20 protein-coding genes are annotated in these 17,548 nt (G+C 59.1%); 11 read left to right on the top strand and 9 right to left on the bottom strand.

The genetic code is table 11. The features are described 5' to 3' along the window. Window positions 1-174: 174 nt before the first annotated feature. Window positions 175-1,734 (bottom strand): sigma-54-dependent transcriptional regulator, encoded by a 1,560-nt coding sequence (locus PMI01S_RS13650; RefSeq protein WP_084320612.1) that lies wholly within the window; start codon window positions 1,732-1,734, stop codon window positions 175-177. A gap of 383 nt (window positions 1,735-2,117) precedes the next feature. On the opposite strand from PMI01S_RS13650, the gene phhA reads away from it, so the two are divergent. The 6 genes from phhA (at window position 2,118) to PMI01S_RS13625 (ending at window position 6,545) form a co-directional block, all read left to right on the top strand. Next, window positions 2,118-2,903, top strand: coding sequence for a phenylalanine 4-monooxygenase (gene phhA / locus PMI01S_RS13645; protein ID WP_084320537.1), 786 nt, complete (start codon window positions 2,118-2,120; stop codon window positions 2,901-2,903). Between the two features lie 104 nt (window positions 2,904-3,007). Then, window positions 3,008-3,364, top strand: coding sequence for a 4a-hydroxytetrahydrobiopterin dehydratase (locus PMI01S_RS13640; protein WP_084320536.1), 357 nt, complete (start codon window positions 3,008-3,010; stop codon window positions 3,362-3,364). Then, complete coding sequence (locus PMI01S_RS13635) at window positions 3,364-4,557, top strand: amino acid aminotransferase (RefSeq protein ID WP_084320535.1); 1,194 nt, start codon at window positions 3,364-3,366, stop codon at window positions 4,555-4,557. The genes PMI01S_RS13640 and PMI01S_RS13635 overlap by 1 nt, the downstream gene beginning before the upstream one ends. Window positions 4,558-4,835: 278 nt before the next feature. Next, window positions 4,836-4,967: a hypothetical protein gene (locus PMI01S_RS32000; RefSeq protein ID WP_017337149.1), complete on the top strand. Its 132-nt coding sequence runs from the start codon at window positions 4,836-4,838 to the stop codon at window positions 4,965-4,967. Window positions 4,968-5,044: 77 nt separating this feature from the next. Continuing rightward, window positions 5,045-5,227 carry a hypothetical protein gene (locus PMI01S_RS13630; RefSeq protein WP_084320534.1) on the top strand — a complete coding sequence of 61 codons (183 nt, stop codon included), beginning with the start codon at window positions 5,045-5,047 and terminating at the stop codon, window positions 5,225-5,227. A gap of 103 nt (window positions 5,228-5,330) precedes the next feature. Further along, window positions 5,331-6,545, top strand: a complete 1,215-nt coding sequence (locus PMI01S_RS13625) for an MFS transporter (RefSeq protein ID WP_084320533.1) — start codon at window positions 5,331-5,333, stop codon at window positions 6,543-6,545. On the opposite strand, the gene arfB is transcribed toward PMI01S_RS13625, so the two are convergent. Then, a complete protein-coding gene (gene arfB, locus PMI01S_RS13620; protein WP_003222786.1) occupies window positions 6,542-6,955 on the bottom strand; it encodes an alternative ribosome rescue aminoacyl-tRNA hydrolase ArfB in 414 nt (137 codons plus the stop codon). The two genes, PMI01S_RS13625 and arfB, sit on opposite strands and share 4 nt — an antisense overlap. 239 nt (window positions 6,956-7,194) lie before the next feature. After that, the gene (locus PMI01S_RS13615) at window positions 7,195-8,616 is read right to left on the bottom strand and encodes an amino acid permease (RefSeq protein ID WP_084320532.1); all 1,422 of its coding nucleotides are present in this window, start codon (window positions 8,614-8,616) and stop codon (window positions 7,195-7,197) included. A gap of 896 nt (window positions 8,617-9,512) precedes the next feature. Between PMI01S_RS13615 and PMI01S_RS31695 the strand changes: the two genes are divergently transcribed. Further along, window positions 9,513-9,650 (top strand): hypothetical protein, encoded by a 138-nt coding sequence (locus PMI01S_RS31695; RefSeq protein WP_017337145.1) that lies wholly within the window; start codon window positions 9,513-9,515, stop codon window positions 9,648-9,650. A 69-nt stretch (window positions 9,651-9,719) separates the two neighbouring features. Continuing rightward, window positions 9,720-10,685 (top strand): M29 family metallopeptidase, encoded by a 966-nt coding sequence (locus PMI01S_RS13610; RefSeq protein WP_084320531.1) that lies wholly within the window; start codon window positions 9,720-9,722, stop codon window positions 10,683-10,685. A gap of 189 nt (window positions 10,686-10,874) precedes the next feature. Here PMI01S_RS13610 and rluB read toward each other — a convergent pair whose 3' ends face one another. The 6 genes from rluB to PMI01S_RS13580 form a co-directional block, all read right to left on the bottom strand. After that, entirely contained in the window at window positions 10,875-12,146 is a 1,272-nt protein-coding gene (rluB, locus tag PMI01S_RS13605; protein WP_084320530.1) for a 23S rRNA pseudouridine(2605) synthase RluB, read from the bottom strand. A gap of 155 nt (window positions 12,147-12,301) precedes the next feature. Then, complete coding sequence (locus PMI01S_RS13600; RefSeq protein WP_084320529.1) at window positions 12,302-12,493, bottom strand: DUF1289 domain-containing protein; 192 nt, start codon at window positions 12,491-12,493, stop codon at window positions 12,302-12,304. Window positions 12,494-12,638: 145 nt separating this feature from the next. Beyond that, complete coding sequence (scpB, locus tag PMI01S_RS13595; protein ID WP_084320528.1) at window positions 12,639-13,613, bottom strand: SMC-Scp complex subunit ScpB; 975 nt, start codon at window positions 13,611-13,613, stop codon at window positions 12,639-12,641. Window positions 13,614-13,624: 11 nt separating this feature from the next. Then, on the bottom strand, window positions 13,625-14,446 hold the full coding sequence (locus PMI01S_RS13590) for a segregation and condensation protein A (RefSeq protein WP_084320527.1): 822 nt from the start codon (window positions 14,444-14,446) through the stop codon (window positions 13,625-13,627). Then, complete coding sequence (locus PMI01S_RS13585; RefSeq protein ID WP_090473963.1) at window positions 14,447-15,076, bottom strand: L-threonylcarbamoyladenylate synthase; 630 nt, start codon at window positions 15,074-15,076, stop codon at window positions 14,447-14,449. Between the two features lie 13 nt (window positions 15,077-15,089). Beyond that, a complete protein-coding gene (locus tag PMI01S_RS13580; RefSeq protein WP_084320525.1) occupies window positions 15,090-15,953 on the bottom strand; it encodes a PHP domain-containing protein in 864 nt (287 codons plus the stop codon). Between the two features lie 87 nt (window positions 15,954-16,040). Between PMI01S_RS13580 and PMI01S_RS13575 the strand changes: the two genes are divergently transcribed. From PMI01S_RS13575 to PMI01S_RS13565, 3 genes are all read left to right on the top strand, one after another. Further along, window positions 16,041-16,637 carry a septation protein A gene (locus tag PMI01S_RS13575; RefSeq protein ID WP_084320524.1) on the top strand — a complete coding sequence of 199 codons (597 nt, stop codon included), beginning with the start codon at window positions 16,041-16,043 and terminating at the stop codon, window positions 16,635-16,637. 1 nt (window position 16,638) lies between these two features. Beyond that, complete coding sequence (locus PMI01S_RS13570; RefSeq protein WP_084320523.1) at window positions 16,639-16,938, top strand: YciI family protein; 300 nt, start codon at window positions 16,639-16,641, stop codon at window positions 16,936-16,938. Window positions 16,939-17,148: 210 nt separating this feature from the next. Beyond that, window positions 17,149-17,547, top strand: coding sequence for an SH3 domain-containing protein (locus PMI01S_RS13565; RefSeq protein WP_017337136.1), 399 nt, complete (start codon window positions 17,149-17,151; stop codon window positions 17,545-17,547). Window position 17,548 lies beyond the last annotated feature (1 nt).

Below are 17,548 nucleotides of genomic sequence, written 5' to 3'. Positions count from 1 at the left end.
GGGCCCGGCAAACAAAGGACTTGAGGGGTCAGAGGGGATTGAGAGGATTGTGTCGAAAGACGAAAAACCGGCGGTGTTATGCCGCTTCGCGGCAACAGCCAGCCCTGGAGGTCAATCCATCACCTGTGGCGAGGGGGCAAGCCCCCTCGCCACAAAAGCCCGCTCGCCACAGGGTCAGGTGTTGTCTTTCCCCACCTCATACTCACGCAACTTGTTGGCAATGGTGGTATGCGAAACCCCCAACCGCTTGCCCAGTTGCCGACTGCTCGGATGCTCCGAATACAAACGCTCCAGCACCGCTTTTTCAAAGCGCCCGACTATCGCATCCAGCCCGCCTTCGAGGGAGAAATCGCCAAGCGGCTGACGCACGCCGTAGTCTGGCAGGCGAATGTGTTCCGCCTTGACCGTCCCGCCCTCGCACAACGAAACCGCTTGGAACAGCACGTTTTCCAGCTGCCTGACATTGCCCGGCCAATGATAATGACTGAGCCGCTCCATGGCCGCCGGCGCCAGTTTCGGCAGCGGGCAACCAATCTGTCGGCTTGCCTGATCGAGGAAGTGCTCCACCAGTGGCGTCAAACCATCCAGGCATTCACGCAGCGGCGGGATATGCAGCGAAAGCACGTTCAAGCGGTGATACAAATCCTGGCGGAACTCACCCCGGGCGCACAGTTCCGACAGATCAACCTGCGTTGCGCAGATCACTCGCACATCCAGATAAACCTCTTCATCACTGCCGACTCGACGGAAGCAACCGTCCTGCAGGAAGCGCAGCAATTTCACCTGCAAGCGCGGGCTCATTTCCCCGACGCCATCTAGGAACAGCGTCCCCCCCGCCGTCAGCTCCAGCAGCCCGAGCTTGCCCTCGGCCCGTGCCCCCTCGAATGCGCCGGGGCCGTAGCCGAACAATTCGGTCTCGGCCATCGACTCCGGCAGACCGGCGCAGTTGAGCGCCATCAACGGCGATTGTCCGCGCGGACTGGCCAGGTGACAGGCTCGCGCCAACAACTCTTTACCGGTGCCGGTTTCACCTTCTATCAATAGCGGCGCATCCAGCGGCGCCATGCGCCGGGCTTCACGCACCACGGCAGCCATCACTTTCGAACTCTGGAAGATGCTGTCGAACCCGCGCAGTTCCTGTTTGCGCACGTTATAGATGCGCTCCCCAACCCGATCGGCACGGTGCAGCGTCAGCACCGCGCCGGCCATGGCCTCACTGTCGTCATGCTCCGATTGCAGCGGCGCGATGTCGGCCAGAAACACGTCGCCCTTGACCTTGACCCGCAGCCCGTTGATCCGCGACTTGTTGGCACGCACCAACTCCGGCAAATCGAAGTCCTCGGCGTAACGCGACAACGGAATCCCCGGCACCTCATCGACTCGCACCCCGAGCAACTGCGCCGCCGCACGGTTGGCTGCGACGATCGAACCACCCATGTCGATCGACAACACCGGAAACTCCAGGGCGCCGAGCAAGGCATTGAGCTCCATGTGCCGACGCTCGCTGGGCATCAGCCCTACCCGCTTGACGCCAAAGACACCGGCAATCGACTCGAATTTAGGACGCAGTGCCTGGAACTGAATATTGATCAGATTCGGGCAATGCAGGTAGATCGCGTTGCCATGCTCCCCACCCACTTCACCACGGGCGACGTTGATCCCGTACTCGACCAGCAAGTTGAGAATGTCGCGCAGGATGCCGATGCGGTTCTGGCAGTGGACTTTGATACGCATAAAAAGGCCCGAAAAAAAGCGGTGAATGAGGTTTATGCCCGGCATCAACCTGTGGGAGCGGGCTTGCTCGCGAAAGCGGTGAGTCAGGCAATATTGATGGTGACTGACCCACCGCTTTCGCGAGCAAGCCCGCTCCCACAGGGTATTTTTCTGTTGGTGCGCTCAGATAGTCGTCAAGATTATGTGACACCTGTGAGCCTTTTCAAACCCGGAAATCTCAAGCGCAGCGCCACAGCAGCCTTTGCGTAACGAAAACTTTACGAAAACCAACGAATTTTCCTACGCACCACGGCTTTCACGTGCTGCAACATCGCAATTCCTGAGGTATTTCTGAGTCCATAGCAGGACATAACAAGAACGAAATCCCCTAGCAGGAGAGCAGCATGAAGCAGACGCAATACGTGGCTCGCGAGCCCGATGCGCAAGGTTTTATCGACTACCCCGCCGAAGAACACGCGGTGTGGAACACGCTGATCACGCGCCAACTGAAAGTGATCGAAGGGCGTGCGTGCCAGGAATACCTGGACGGTATCGAAAAACTCGGTCTGCCCCACGACCGCATTCCTCAACTCGGTGAAATCAACAAAGTCCTCGGTGAAACCACCGGCTGGCAAGTTGCCCGGGTTCCCGCACTGATTCCCTTCCAGACCTTTTTCGAATTGCTGGCGAACAAGCAGTTCCCGGTGGCGACGTTTATTCGTACCCGCGAAGAGCTGGATTACCTGCAAGAGCCGGACATTTTCCATGAGATCTTTGGCCACTGCCCGCTGCTGACCAACCCCTGGTTCGCTGAATTCACCCACACCTACGGCAAACTTGGCCTGAAGGCTTCCAAGGAAGAACGCGTGTACCTGGCGCGTCTGTACTGGATGACCATCGAGTTCGGCCTGGTGGATACACCCGAAGGCCAGCGCATTTACGGCGGCGGCATTCTCTCCTCGCCGAAAGAAACCGTTTACTGCCTGTCGGACGAACCTGAACATCAAACGTTCGATCCGCTGGAATGCATGCGTACGCCGTATCGCATCGACATTCTGCAACCGCTGTACTTTGTCCTGCCGAACCTCAAGCGCCTGTTCGACCTGGCCCATGAAGACATCATGGGCATGGTCAAGCAAGGCATGCAGTTGGGCTTGCACGCACCGAAGTTTCCGCCGAAAGCCGCGTGATCCGCAGCTTTTAGAATCAAGTGAGCCTGTCAGGAACCGACGCTTTGGTTTAGCGTGGTGACACTGACGGCCGATTTCCAATAATTCGATTTCAGGAACACATCATGTCCACATTGAACCAAGCCCATTGCGAAGCCTGCCGCGCCGACGCCCCTCAGGTCAGCGACGAAGAACTGCCGATCCTGATCAAGCAGATCCCTGACTGGAACATCGAAGTTCGCGACGGCATCATGCAGCTGGAAAAGGTTTTCCTGTTCAAGAACTTCAAGCACGCGCTGGCGTTCACCAACGCGGTCGGGGAAATCTCCGAGGCCGAAGGTCACCACCCGGGCCTGCTGACCGAATGGGGCAAAGTCACCGTGACCTGGTGGAGCCACTCCATCAAGGGCCTGCACCGCAACGATTTCATCATGGCCGCACGCACTGACGAAGTGGCCAAGGACGCCGAGGGCCGCAAATAATGCATTTCGACGCCATAGGTCGAGTACCCGGCGACCCGATTCTCGGCCTGATGGAGGCTTATGCGCAGGACCCGAACCCGCGCAAATTCGACCTTGGCGTGGGCGTCTACAAGGATGCCTTCGGCCTGACGCCGATTCCCCAGGCCGTGAAGCTCGCCGAGCAGCGCCTGGTGGATCGCCAGAACACCAAGACCTACATCGGCGGTCACGGCGAACCGGCGTTCGGCAAAGTCATCAATGAATTGGTGCTCGGCGCCGATTCTGCGCTGATCGCCGAACAACGGGCCGGCGTCACCCAGACGCCGGGCGGTACCGGTGCGTTGCGCTTGAGCGCGGACTTCATCGCCCAGTGCCTGCCGGGGCGCGGCGTGTGGCTGAGCAACCCGACCTGGCCGATTCACGAAACCATTTTCGCCACGGCCGGGGTCAAGGTTAATCATTACCCTTATGTCGGCAGCGATAACCGCCTCGATGTTGAAGCGATGCTGGCGGTGCTCAATGAGGCGCCAAAGGGCGATGTGGTTTTGTTGCACGCCTGCTGCCACAACCCGACCGGGTTCGACCTGTCCCATGACGACTGGCGTCGCGTGCTGGACGTAGTGCGCGATCGTGATCTGGTGCCACTGATCGACTTCGCCTATCAAGGCTTCGGCGATGGACTGGAACAGGATGCGTGGTCGACCCGATTGTTCGCTGATGCGTTGCCGGAAATGCTGATCACCAGTTCCTGCTCGAAGAACTTCGGTCTGTACCGGGACCGCACGGGGGCGCTGATTGTCTGTGCGAAGACGGCTGAGAAGCTGGTGGATGTTCGCAGTCAACTGGCCAACATCGCCCGCAACCTGTGGTCGACGCCGCCGGATCATGGCGCGGCCGTGGTAGCGACGATTCTCGGCGATCCGGAACTGAAAAGCCTCTGGGCCGACGAAGTGGAGGCCATGCGCTTGCGTATCGCGCAACTGCGCAGCGGTCTGGTTGAAGCGCTGGAACCGCATGGCTTGCGTGAGCGTTTTGCGCATATTGGTGTGCAACGCGGGATGTTTTCCTACACCGGCCTGACGCCGGATCAGGTTAAACAGCTGCGTGATCATCACAGCGTCTACATGGTCGGCACCGGTCGGGCGAACGTGGCGGGGATTGATGCGACACGCCTGGATCTGCTGGCCAATGCAATCGCTGAAGTCTGCAAATAACCCAAAGCGCTGCAAGTCCACCCTGTGGGAGCGGTCTTGCTCGCGATAGCGGAGTGTCAGGCGAAAGAGTTCTCGTCTGACACTCCGCTATCGCGAGCAAGACCGCTCCCACATTTGTTTAGCGGTCCCCCTCTTCCAGACCTGTCTAGACAATCCCATCCGTCGCAACAAATGGATATAAAAGTCTATTTGTCATTTCTGCTGCTGTATCCTGCCCAGGCTTTTTAAAAGCGCGGATCTACCAGATCTATCAACAGACTTTGCGAGGAGCGCGAAACATGCACGAGATCCCTAATCTCCCCTTCCCAAGCCTGCACGAAACTGAGCAGACAACCCCGCAGCAAGCCGGTGCCCAACAGCCCGAGCCGAAAGAAGCCACTGAACGCCGCCAGGCCGACAGCGAAGACTGAAACACCTGCAATGCCAGACCGTGTGGAAAGCGCTAACATGCGCTTTCCACACCGCCTGAACCCTTGAGTTGCACACTATGACCGATGACTTCAGTGAGACCCAGGCCAGCGTTCTGATCGGCACCGCCGAGAAAATGATCGAGATCTGGAATCGCCTGTCCCCCGAGAAACAAGCCGTGCTGCTTGCCCGATTCGGCAGCGAAGAAAATGCGTTGGCCGCCCTGGTCACCACGCAACTGGTCGCTCCCACCAAGCCCTGAAACACCCCCATCCGGCAAATAGTTTTACTTTTCCACGCCCGCGGCCTCTCGCGCCGCTATCATAAGCAGCCTATCTATCCTGCTTTCCCGTGGACCTTTACCCATGTCTGAAAACCAGCGCCCCCTGGCGGTCACGCTGCAAGTCGTTTCCATCGTCCTCTTTACCTTTATCGGCTACCTCAATATCGGCATTCCCCTGGCCGTGTTGCCGGGCTACGTCCACAGCGAACTCGGCTTCGGCGCGGTGATCGCGGGGCTGGTGATCAGCGTGCAATACCTGGCCACTTTGCTCAGCCGTCCATACGCCGGGAAAATCATCGATAACAAGGGCAGCAAACTGGCGGTGATGTATGGCCTTGCCGGGTGCGGTTTGAGCGGTGTGTTCATGCTGGTTTCAGCCTGGACCCAGAGCCTGCCGATGTTGAGTCTGATCAGCCTGCTGATCGGTCGTCTGGTGCTTGGCAGCGCGGAAAGCCTGGTGGGTTCCGGTTCGATTGGCTGGGGCATCGGCCGGGTCGGTGCGGCGAACACGGCGAAAGTCATCTCCTGGAACGGCATCGCCAGCTATGGCGCCCTGGCCGTCGGCGCACCGCTGGGTGTGTTTTTGGTGAGCCAGTTAGGTTTGTGGAGCATGGGAGTCAGCATCGTGTTGCTGGCCGTGCTGGGCCTGGCGCTGGCCTGGCCGAAGACCGCTGCGCCTATTGTGGTCGGTGAACGTTTGCCGTTCATGCATGTGCTCGGCCGGGTACTGCCGCATGGTTGCGGTCTGGCGTTGGGCTCCATCGGTTTCGGCACCATCGCGACCTTCATCACGCTGTATTACGCCACGCAACACTGGGACAACGCCGTGCTGTGTCTGAGCCTGTTCGGCGCCAGCTTCATCGGTGCGCGACTGCTGTTCGGCAACCTGATCAACCGTCTCGGCGGTTTCCGCGTGGCGATTGCCTGCCTGTCGGTGGAAACCCTGGGGCTGTTGCTGTTGTGGCTGGCGCCCGATGCCCATTGGGCACTGGCGGGTGCGGCACTGAGTGGCTTTGGATTTTCGCTGGTGTTCCCGGCGTTGGGCGTGGAAGCGGTCAACCTGGTGCCCGCCTCCAGCCGTGGTGCGGCGGTCGGCGCTTATTCGCTGTTCATCGATTTGTCGCTGGGGATTACCGGACCACTGGCCGGTGCGATTGCGGCGGGCTTTGGTTTTGCTTCGATCTTCCTGTTTGCCGCCCTCGCCGCTCTGAGCGGTTTGGCATTGAGTGTTTACTTGTACCGACAGGCGCCCAAGCACCTCAATGAAAAGTATCGTGAAGAACGAAACGCTCGCTAGAAATCCACTTTGCCGCGTCCGGCCTTGATGCTGCCACGCTTGGTCTTGGATTCGAGCCGACGCTTTTTCGAGCCGAGGGTCGGTTTGGTCGGGCGACGTTTCTTTTCGACCTTGGTGGCGCTGAGGATCAACTCGGTCAACCGCTCCAGCGCATCGGCGCGATTGGCTTCCTGCGTGCGGTATTGCTGGGCCTTGATGATCAACACGCCGTCGCTGGTGATGCGACTGTCGCGCAGCGCCAGCAGCCGCTCCTTGTAGAACTCGGGCAAGGACGAGGCCGGAATGTCGAAGCGCAGGTGCACGGCGCTGGAGACCTTGTTGACGTTCTGCCCACCGGCGCCCTGGGCGCGAATGGCCGTCAACTCGATCTCGGCATCTGGCAGATGCACGTTGTTGGAAATCACCAGCATGGAAAAACGTCCGGGTTCAGGGTGGTCAGGATACCGCGAATGAGATTCCCGGCACGCCTAAGATCAACTGTGGGAGCGGGCTGGCTCGCGAAAGCGGTGGATCAGCAACATCAACATCGCCTGACAGACCGCTATCGCGAGCCAGCCCGCTCCCACAGGGGTCAGTGCAAGTCCAGAATCTTTTAAACGCTCACAAAAAACCCGGCACATGGCCGGGTTTGTTGTTTCTGCGTTCTGCGTTATTTCACGGCAGAACTTGCAGCCTGCAAGCCGTGCTGCGCACTGCGCTTGTTCTTGATGCCGTAGCAAACCCACATGAACGCAACCCACACCGGAATCGCGTACACCGAAACCTGAATGCCCGGGATCAACAGCATCACGCCGAGGATGAACACCACGAACGCCAGGCAGATGTAGTTCCCGTACGGGTACCACAGGGCCTTGAACAGCGGCGTCTGGCTGGTCTTGTTCATGTGCTGGCGGAACTTGAAGTGCGAATAGCTGATCATCGCCCAGTTGATCACCAGGGTAGCCACCACCAGCGACATCAACAGTTCCAGCGCATTTTGCGGGACCAGGTAGTTCAGCAGCACGGCGATCAACGTCACGGCAGCCGACGCCAGGATCGAACGCACCGGCACGCCGCGCTTGTCGATCTTCGCCAGGGCTTTCGGCGCATCGCCCTGCTCGGCCATGCCCAGCAGCATGCGGCTGTTGCAATAGGTGCCGCTGTTGTACACCGACAGCGCCGCGGTCAGGACCACGAAGTTGAGGATGTGCGCCGCGGTGTTGCTCCCGAGCATCGAGAACACTTGCACGAACGGGCTGCCGCTGTAGGAATCACCGGACGCGTTCAGGGTTGCCAGCAGGCTGTCCCATGGCGTCAGCGACAGCAGAATGACCAGCGCGCCGATGTAGAAAATCAGGATCCGGTAGATCACCTGATTGATCGCTTTCGGGATCACGGTCTTCGGCTTGTCCGCCTCAGCCGCGGTGAAACCGAGCATTTCCAGGCCACCGAAACTGAACATGATGATCGCCATGGCCATCACCAGACCGCTGACACCATTCGGGAAGAAACCGCCGTGGGACCACAGGTTGGTGACCGACGCTTCCGGGCCGCCGTGCCCACTGACCAGCAGGTAGCTGCCCAGGGCAATCATGCCGACGATCGCCACGACCTTGATGATCGCGAACCAGAACTCGGCCTCACCGAAGACTTTGACGTTGGCCAGGTTGATCAGATTGATCAGCACGAAGAAACCGGCTGCCGAGACCCAGGTCGGGATCTCCGGTGCCCAGTAATGGATGTATTTGCCGACCGCGGTCAGCTCAGACATGCCCACCAGAATGTACAGAATCCAGCAGTTCCAGCCCGACAGGAAACCGGCGAAACCACCCCAGTATTTGTGCGCAAAGTGGCTGAAGGAACCGGCGACGGGCTCCTCGACGATCATTTCGCCGAGCTGGCGCATGATCATGAAGGCAATGAAGCCGCAGATGGCGTAGCCGAGGATCATCGACGGGCCAGCGGATTTCAATACACCGGCCGAGCCGAGGAAAAGGCCGGTACCAATCGCGCCACCGAGGGCGATCAGTTGAATATGACGATTCTTCAGGCCGCGTTTCAGCTCGCCTGAATGCGAGGTTTGTCCACTCATGAAAAGGGTCTCACGCAAGGTTTGATGATGTTCAGTAGACGTTGCTGCTCGGTTGCAACTTTAAGCAGCGCCGATCAAACCCCAGCGCAGGCACCAGGAGTTCAGCGTATTTACAACGGTCATGCGTCACCTGTTTGTTTTTATCTGTGACGAAATCGAACCCGACACGCTCGTGACGCGACGGAGTGAACAAGGCGGGTAGCCTTGAGGTTTGCGCAGCTGCGCAGGAGGTCACAGGTAAAACGCGGCGCATTGTACACCGCTAACCCCCTGCTGCCAGACCCGCTGGATCAGCGTGTCGGTTGCCGGGATTGCCTGTGTCCGCCTCGGGGGTCCCGGGCGGCTGCAAAGCGTGAGTCAGACCTTTGCGGGTCATAGACGTGGACGCTGGAAAAACCGTCCCACGGGAAGAGATGGAGATAAGTCACGGCGTACATTGCGCCTCCTTCTTGTTATGCACCTGCACGACAGGCATGGGGCGCATCTCACCCTTCCCGCGCCGCGGAAACAAGCGCGCCAGAGCCTCTGTGCCGGGCTCGATCGACTGGCTGGCGGCAGGTTTTCCTTACACCTCTCCTGCAGACGCGAATCCAAGGGATTCAGCGCGCGATTTCGTAAGCATTTCTTTACACTCCGTAACGAAAATTTGCCAAATCAGAAAGAACTGTAGGACGACTGCAAATTGACGATAGGAAGCTTCCTAAGGAAAAGATCTACTTAGTTTTTTGTTTTCTATTAATAAATCTCTATTTATAAAACAGAGTCGGAAGTTCAATTAAATCTTATTTAATTATTTTTTTGCGTTTCAAAAACCGCTGAACTAGGTTTTCAGCGACTTGCCGAGCCGCATCGACTGGCAAGTTGTTCTTACTCAAAAGTCATCTAGGAGATTCACCATGCAAGCAATGGAAAAAGACTTGGAAACTGAACTGCAACTGGACGATTGGTTTGAAGCACCGACCCATGAAGCCGCCGTTGAAATGATGCAAGCCGACGCGGTTGTTCCGTTCGGCACGGCGATGTGGCCTCTGTAAGTCATCCCGGCAGGCACAGTCCAGCCGGTTGTGCCTGCCACATCTGCTCGGTTTGTCAGGGAGGACTACATGGATAAGCCACGCGCCATTTCGCATTTCCTTTACTACCTCGAACATCACCCGGCCCTTGCCGGCCTCCATTCGGCGAAGGTCTTGCTGGGCCACACCGCTGATTACGCAGCACTGACCGGCGCCATTGCCGAACAGGCATCCGACAGCCAGCCATTCCATTTCAGCGCGATGCGACTGGACCTGGAACCCACGGATTGTCTGGCCCAGGCCATAGCCAACAGTGATCTGTACATTTTCTTCTACGACTCTTCCACCCTGCCGAATCCACGCCCCGACGGCCCGGAATTTGTCCGTGCCCTACAAGGCGTGATGGCCGAAACCTGGAAGAAGTCGCTGCTGTTCAAGGATTACGGCGATTACTTCTACGACACGTTCAGTGTTACCCCGCAACGCATTGCCGGGTTGATCAGCCATTTGATCCAGCGCATGTCCCACGCAACAACATTAAGTTTCAAGGATGATCACGGCTCCTGGTTTGAAACACCGTTGAGCAGTATCAAGAAGTGGACCGACATCAATGGTGTCGGCAACTTTGATCTGGCGCCCGGTGAAATTGCCACCCACAGCGAAGCCATTAATGGTCGGGTGAAGTTCATGGGAACATTCCTCAGCACTATTCCGTTTGCGCGCAAGTACGGCGTATTGGAATCACCGCTGGAGTTGTGGATCGAGAACTCGACCATCAGCAGAATTGCCACTGAAGTGCCGGGGCTGGAACACGATTTCAACAAGTACCTGGACGCCAATCCGTCGAATCGGCGGATCGAGGAACTGGGAATTGGCACCAACGAAGGGGTCAAGGCGTTGTATGCGCGCAACGCGGGATTCGAGGAACGCCATTGCGGGCTCCATCTGGGGTTGGGTGGTGGTGCAAAGGGTAGCCATCATCTGGATCTGATTTTCTCCAGCGGCGTGTTGGCGCTGGATGATGAGCCGGTGTTTGATGGGCGGTTCGTGTTCTAGCCTGACTGCTACTGACGTCATCGCGGGCAAGCCCGCTCCCACAGGTGACCGAGTTCCCCCAGACGAATGCAATCCACTGTGGGAGCGGGCTTGCCCGCGATGACTGGCTAGAAAACCCTATAAAGCTCAAGTCGAACGCAAAAAAAAACGCCAACCCGAGGGATGGCGTTTTTATGTGGCGCTTACCGATTACTCAGGCTTGCGACGACCAAAGCCCGGACGCTGGCCGGAACCGGCTGGTGCACCGCGGCGCTTGCCCGATGGTGCATCCTTGTCGACCAGGACGATGCCCGGGCGTTTCTTCGGCGCCGGTTTGGCCGGTCGCTTGGTGTCGGACGGACGATCCGCCACTGGCGTACCGCGACCTGCTGGAGCACCGCGATCGCTACGACCGCCGCTTGGCGCACCACGACCTTCGCCACGCTCGGTGCGACCGTTGGCCGGACGCGGCGTGCGTGGACCGCGCTCGCCATCGGCGCGTGGCGCTGCCGGTTTGCGGGCTGGACGCTCGCCTTCGATATGCGGTTCACGGGTATCGCGCGGTGTAGCAGCGGACTGGTTACCGATGGCAGGACGCAACGAACGCACACGCTCGGTCTTGCCCATCGGACGCGACGATTTACGCTGCATACGGTCGAGCTTGTCTTTGCTCTTGGCGTTCATCTGCGGCATGGCCACAGGCGTCAGGCCCACTTCCGCACTCAGAATGTCGACTTCGTACTGGCTCATTTCGCGCCAGCGGCCCATCGGCAGGTCGGAGTTGAGGAACACCGGACCGAAGCGCACGCGCTTCAGGCGGCTGACCACCAGGCCCTGGGACTCCCACAGACGACGAACTTCTCGGTTGCGACCTTCCATCACCACGCAGTGGTACCAGTGGTTGAAACCTTCGCCACCTGGTGCTTGCTTGATGTCGGTGAACTTGGCCGGGCCGTCTTCGAGAACGACACCTGCTTTCAAGCGCTCGATCATCTCGTCATCAACTTCGCCACGGACACGTACCGCGTATTCACGGTCCATTTCGTAGGACGGGTGCATCAGGCGGTTGGCCAGTTCGCCGTCAGTGGTGAACATCAGCAGACCGGTGGTGTTGATGTCCAGACGACCGATGTTGATCCAGCGACCTTCTTTGGGGCGTGGCATCTTGTCGAAAACGGTTGGGCGGCCTTCCGGGTCAAGGCGGGTGCAGATTTCACCGTCGGGTTTGTTGTACATGATCACGCGGCGTACCGACTCGGCCGCTTCTTCGCGCTTGATCACCTTGCCATCGATGGTGATGGCGTCATGCAGGTCGACGCGCAGGCCAAGGGTGGCGTCTTTGCCGTTGACCTTGATGCGGCCGTGGCTGATCCAGGCTTCTACGTCACGGCGCGAGCCGACGCCGATACGGGCGAGGACTTTCTGCAGTTTTTCGCCTGCTGGGCCGATTTCCTGGTCGTCTTTCTGGTCGTTGATACTCATCTGGGCACCTCCCGGTGTGGTCTGTTCAGGCTGCTCTGAAGTGAGGGTCCTGAAGAGTTGAAAGCTTGTACTCGGGCGAAGGGATCGCCGAAGGGTCGCGAATCATACGCTCATGGGAGCGTTCGCGCATCAGAGACTAGCTGATGAATGGCCATTTACCGGGATTTCCGCCGACCGGTGGCACCGAGTTTGATCAGGCGCAGCGAAGCTTCAGCGAGGACAGTGCGTTTGTCGGCCTTGTCGAGCCTCTTCCAGGACTTGATCTCGCGCTTGCTGCGGCCGCAGCCAAGGCAGATGTCACCGGTGAATTTGCAGACACTGATGCAGGGGTCTTGGGTTGAGCTCATCAAATACTCCAATCCACACAACCCCCTGTAGGAGCCGGCTTGCTGGCGATGGCGTCCCGACAGCCAACACATGTGTTGAATGTGACGCCGCCATCGCCAGCAAGCCGGCGCCTACAGGGGATCGCAGTGTCCACAGAATGTGCGATCAGTCTTCGAATTCGCGGCGTTCGGCCTCGATCGCTTCGGCAAGTGCCTTGGCTTCGGCCTCTTCGTCGGTCAATTCAGGCTCGGGGTTGTGTGGCTCCAGAGCGGCGACAGCGGCCAGGAGTTTCTCCCGCGCCTCGGCGACGCCAAGCACATCATCCTCAAGCTCTTCTTCGACTGGGGCTTCTGGCTCGACATGAGGTTCAACTTCGATTTCCGGTTCCGGCAGCTCCAGCACCTCTTCGGACTCCGTCACCGCGCTATCGCGCAGAATGTCATCGAAGTCGGTCTTCAGCCCCTCCTCCATCGTGTCCAGTTCCAGCAACAGCGTATGGAAACTGGTTTCTTCCTTCGGCTCTTCCGGCTCGGCGCTGGCATCCGCCAGTTCTTGCAAGCCGGCCGGCACCGGCGCGTCGTCGAAGTCGAGCACCGGGTCAGGCTCCAGCTCACGCAGCTCGGCGAGCGGCGGCAAATCGTCGAGGTTTTTCAGGTTGAAGTGATCGAGAAACGCCTTGGTCGTCGCAAACATCGCCGGCTTACCCGGCACATCACGGTAACCAACGATGCGAATCCACTCACGCTCAAGCAGTGTCTTGACGATGTGACTGTTCACCGCCACACCGCGCACATCTTCGATCTCGCCCCGGGTGATGGGCTGGCGATAGGCTATCAGTGCCATGGTTTCGAGCATGGCACGGGAATAACGCTGCGGGCGCTCTTCCCACAAACGTCCTACCCACGGCGAGAACTTTTCGCGGATCTGCAGGCGATACCCAGAGGCGACTTCCTTCAGCTCGAAGGCACGACCGTCGCAGGACTTGGCGAGAATCGTCAGGGCTTTCTTGAAGACTGGCGGCTCGGGGCGCTCGCCCTCTTCGAAGAGTTCGAACAGGCGTTCAAGCGATTGCGGTTTTCCCGAGGCCAACAGAAAGGCTTCAAGCAGTGGCGCCAGCTCGCGGGGTTCAGTCAGGTTCATGATTCAACTCGTTATTCGGCTCTGGCTCGCACGTGGATCGCCGCGAACGGCTCATTCTGCACCAGCTCGACCAAAGATTCCTTGACCAGTTCGAGGATCGCCATAAAGGTCACCACGACACCCAGGCGCCCTTCTTCGGCCGTGAACAGTTCGACGAACGGCACGAAACCGCCGCCCTTGAGCCGTTCCAGCACGTCACTCATACGCTCACGGGTGGACAGAGCCTCGCGGCTGACCTGGTGACTTTCGAACATATCGCCACGGCGCAGCACCTCGGCCATGGACATCAACAACTCTTCCAGACTCACGTCCGGCAGCAGCTTGCGCGCCCGCGCTTCCGGGGCGTCGAGCTTGGGCACTACCACGTCACGGCCAACGCGGCTCAGGCCATCGATGCCTTCGGCCGCCGCCTTGAAGCGTTCGTATTCCTGCAGACGGCGGATCAACTCGGCGCGCGGGTCGTCTTCTTCGTCTTCGATGGTTTCGGCGCGGGGCAACAGCATTCGCGACTTGATCTCGGCCAGCATCGCGGCCATCACCAGATACTCGGCGGCCAGTTCCAGGCGCACCGACTGCATCAACTCCACATACCCCATGTACTGGCGGGTGATTTCCGCCACCGGGATGTCGAGGATGTTGATGTTCTGTTTGCGGATCAGGTACAGCAGCAGGTCGAGCGGGCCTTCGAAAGCCTCGAGAAACACTTCGAGCGCATCCGGCGGAATGTACAGGTCCAGCGGCATTTCCAGAACCGCCTGGCCATAGACCATGGCGAAAGGCAGCTCTTGCTGGGCGCCGGCCTGACTGTCGACAACGGGTTCTACTGCAGACATCTATGCCTCGGCCATGAACGGCGTCGGGTCGCCGCAACCAACGCGGATCACTTCCGGCTCGCCGTCGGCGAGGTTGATCACGGTGGACGCCTTGATGCCGCCGAAACCGCCGTCGATGATCAGGTCGACCTGATGCTCGAGCAACTGGCGCATTTCGTACGGATCGGTCAGCGGATCGGTGTCGCCGGGCATGATCAGCGTCACGCTCATCAGCGGCTCGCCGAGTTCTTCCAGCAGCGCCAGGGCTATCGGATGGCTGGGCACGCGCAGGCCGATGGTGCGCTTTTTCGGGTGCAACAACAGCCGCGGGACTTCACGGGTGGCGTTGAGAATGAAGGTGTAAGGCCCCGGCAAGTGAGCTTTAAGCAGGCGGAAGGTACCGGTGTCGATCTTGGCAAACAGCCCCAGTTGCGACAGGTCGCTGCAAATCAGCGCGAAGTTGTGCTTCTCATCCAGTTGACGCAACCGGCGCACACGCTCCACGGCATTCTTGTCGCCGATCTGGCAACCAATGGCGTAGGACGAGTCTGTGGGATAAATCACCACCCCGCCGCTGCGAATGATCTCGACAGCCTGTTTGATCAGGCGCGCTTGCGGGTTTTCCGGATGAATCTGGAAAAATTGACTCACATTCTCTACCTGTTCAGACGGCGGCAATAATTGGGTCATGTTTGAATCGACACCACAGTGGTGGCAGATCCTCCGGGAGCGGGCGGTATTCACCGATCTCGGACCAGCCTCCAGGGCCATGAAAATCACTGCCGGCGCTGACCAGCAGACCGAACTCGCGGGCAAGAATCGCGAGGCTGCCCACCTGCTCGGCGGGCTGATGGCCATTGACCACTTCGATCGCATGGCCGCCTGCTTGAATATAGTCGGCAATCAGGCGGCGACGCTTGCTGCGAGTGAATTCGTAGTGCCAGGGATGCGCCAGGCTCACCCAGGCTTTGGCCGCACGCAGGGTTTCGACGGTTTCTTCCAGGGTCGGCCAGTGTTGCTTGACGTCCCCCAGCTTGCCGGCGCCCAGCCATTTACGGAACGCTTCGGCGCGATCCTTGACGAAACCTTCGCGCACCATCCAGTCGGCGAAGTGCGGACGGGCCGGCGCGTTGCCGCTGTCGCCCAGTTCCTGCTGAATGGCCCGAGCACCTTCCAGCGCGCCCGGCATGCCCTTCAACGCCAACTTGCGGCTTATTTCTTCGGACCGTAACCAGCGGCCATCGTGCAATCTGGCGATGGCATCGACCAACGGCGTTGCGTTTTCATCAAATCCGTAACCCAACACATGGATGGTCGCGCCACCCCAGGTGCAGGATAATTCGACGCCATTGACCAGTTGCATCCCCAGCGCGGTCGCGGCACCGCGGGCCTCGTCGAGACCTTCGAGGGTGTCGTGATCGGTCAAGGCCAGGACTCGCACGCCTTTCTCGAACGCACGCGCCACCAGGACAGCAGGCGCGAGAGCGCCATCGGAGGCAGTGCTATGGCAGTGCAAATCAACATTCACGGGGATGTGTAACCTCAAATCAGCTGGCGCTATCGTGCGCCCATATGTTTGTTATTATGCCGCCACATCCTGCTTCTGGCTGCCACTGTGAAACAATTCATCGATTTCATCCCGCTCCTGCTGTTTTTCATTGTGTTCAAGATCGACCCACGGGTCGTTGACATTGGCGGTCATCAACTGACTGTCGGTGGCATCTACAGCGCCACCGCAATGCTGATCATCAGCTCCCTGGTCGTCTACGGCACGCTTTTCATCAAGCAGCGCAAGCTGGAAAAGAGCCAATGGCTGACCCTCATCGCCTGCCTGGTCTTCGGCAGCCTGACCCTGGCGTTCCACAGCGAGACCTTCCTGAAATGGAAAGCCCCGGTGGTCAACTGGCTGTTTGCGCTGGCGTTCATCGGCAGTCACTTCATCGGTGACCAGCTGCTGATCAAGCGCATCATGGGCCACGCACTGACCCTGCCGGACCTGGTCTGGACGCGCCTGAACATCGCCTGGATCGCCTTCTTCCTGTTTTGCGGTGCCGCCAACCTGTTCGTCGCGTTCACGTTCCAGGAATACTGGGTCGACTTCAAAGTCTTCGGCAGCCTGGGCATGACGCTGCTGTTCCTGGTCGCCCAGGGTATTTATCTGTCCCGTCACCTGCACGACGCCGATACCACCACGCCAAAAACCGAGGACTGACATGCTTTACGCAATCGTTGCCACAGACGTCGCCAACTCCCTGGAAGCCCGCCTGGCCGCGCGGCCTGCACACCTTGAGCGCCTGCAAGTGCTCAAGGGCGAAGGTCGTATCGTACTGGCCGGCCCAAACCCGGCGGTCGACAGCAATGACCCGGGTGCTGCGGGTTTCACCGGCAGCCTGATCGTCGCCGAATTCGATTCCCTGAGCGCCGCCCAGGCCTGGGCCGACGCTGATCCGTACATCGCCGCAGGCGTCTACGCCAACGTTTCGGTCAAGCCGTTCAAGCAAGTCCTGCCTTAGTGCCCGCTCCTCGCCATAGCGGGCTATGACTCGTCGCGGCGCCTTGCCTGACGACAACCGCCACTCGTCAAAAGAAGTACGTATTGACGAAACAGGGCACTTCCCTTCCCACGCGATGAACCTTCTTGGTTCATCGCGCTCTCAATCGCTCATTATTCTCGTTTGCCTGCCGACAACCTGCCCAATAATCGATTGGAATCAGGAGCTCCGATGCGCAAAGGTCCGTTGTGTCTGATGTTGGTCACGTTGTCGATCGTGGCGCCTGCCCACGGTGAAGAAAGCGCAACGCCGCTGTCCTTGAGCGCCGGCAGCCAGATCACCGAGTTGCAGCAGCGCTTGAAGGTGAGCGAACAGCAACGAGAAGAACTGAGCAAACAACTGCAAAATGCCGATGCCGAACGTGAAAGCGCTCAGCTGAGCCGGTTGCGCCAGGAGAACCAGCGTCTGAAGCTGCAACTCAAGGAAGCCCAGGCCAGCAGTCCGCTGCCGCGTTTTCTCACAGACCAGCAGCAATGGTTCGTGATCGGCGCGGGAGTAGCGCTATTGGCCCTGCTCTGCGGTATCTTCGCCAGTGGTGCAAGTCGAAAACGTCGACAATGGCTAAATTGAG

It is taken from the genome of Pseudomonas migulae NBRC 103157 (assembly GCF_002091715.1).
Classification (GTDB): domain Bacteria; phylum Pseudomonadota; class Gammaproteobacteria; order Pseudomonadales; family Pseudomonadaceae; genus Aquipseudomonas; species Aquipseudomonas migulae_A.
Note: the sequence above shows the minus strand (reverse complement) of the source record. Positions and strands in the feature narration are given on the sequence as shown.

What these genes read in the sequence shown, in the direction of transcription:
- PMI01S_RS13650 (WP_084320612.1), bottom strand. Translation starts at nt 1,734, where the DNA reads ATGCGTATCAAAGTCCACTGCCAGAACCGCATCGGCATCCTGCGCGAC.
- PMI01S_RS13565 (WP_017337136.1), top strand. Translation starts at nt 17,149, where the DNA reads ATGCGCAAAGGTCCGTTGTGTCTGATGTTGGTCACGTTGTCGATCGTG.
- PMI01S_RS13615 (WP_084320532.1), bottom strand. Translation starts at nt 8,616, where the DNA reads ATGAGTGGACAAACCTCGCATTCAGGCGAGCTGAAACGCGGCCTGAAG.
- PMI01S_RS13640 (WP_084320536.1), top strand. Translation starts at nt 3,008, where the DNA reads ATGTCCACATTGAACCAAGCCCATTGCGAAGCCTGCCGCGCCGACGCC.
- PMI01S_RS13635 (WP_084320535.1), top strand. Translation starts at nt 3,364, where the DNA reads ATGCATTTCGACGCCATAGGTCGAGTACCCGGCGACCCGATTCTCGGC.
- PMI01S_RS13610 (WP_084320531.1), top strand. Translation starts at nt 9,720, where the DNA reads ATGGATAAGCCACGCGCCATTTCGCATTTCCTTTACTACCTCGAACAT.
- PMI01S_RS13630 (WP_084320534.1), top strand. Translation starts at nt 5,045, where the DNA reads ATGACCGATGACTTCAGTGAGACCCAGGCCAGCGTTCTGATCGGCACC.
- PMI01S_RS31695 (WP_017337145.1), top strand. Translation starts at nt 9,513, where the DNA reads ATGCAAGCAATGGAAAAAGACTTGGAAACTGAACTGCAACTGGACGAT.
- PMI01S_RS13625 (WP_084320533.1), top strand. Translation starts at nt 5,331, where the DNA reads ATGTCTGAAAACCAGCGCCCCCTGGCGGTCACGCTGCAAGTCGTTTCC.
- phhA (WP_084320537.1), top strand. Translation starts at nt 2,118, where the DNA reads ATGAAGCAGACGCAATACGTGGCTCGCGAGCCCGATGCGCAAGGTTTT.
- PMI01S_RS13600 (WP_084320529.1), bottom strand. Translation starts at nt 12,493, where the DNA reads ATGAGCTCAACCCAAGACCCCTGCATCAGTGTCTGCAAATTCACCGGT.
- arfB (WP_003222786.1), bottom strand. Translation starts at nt 6,955, where the DNA reads ATGCTGGTGATTTCCAACAACGTGCATCTGCCAGATGCCGAGATCGAG.
- PMI01S_RS13590 (WP_084320527.1), bottom strand. Translation starts at nt 14,446, where the DNA reads ATGTCTGCAGTAGAACCCGTTGTCGACAGTCAGGCCGGCGCCCAGCAA.
- rluB (WP_084320530.1), bottom strand. Translation starts at nt 12,146, where the DNA reads ATGAGTATCAACGACCAGAAAGACGACCAGGAAATCGGCCCAGCAGGC.
- PMI01S_RS32000 (WP_017337149.1), top strand. Translation starts at nt 4,836, where the DNA reads ATGCACGAGATCCCTAATCTCCCCTTCCCAAGCCTGCACGAAACTGAG.
- scpB (WP_084320528.1), bottom strand. Translation starts at nt 13,613, where the DNA reads ATGAACCTGACTGAACCCCGCGAGCTGGCGCCACTGCTTGAAGCCTTT.
- PMI01S_RS13570 (WP_084320523.1), top strand. Translation starts at nt 16,639, where the DNA reads ATGCTTTACGCAATCGTTGCCACAGACGTCGCCAACTCCCTGGAAGCC.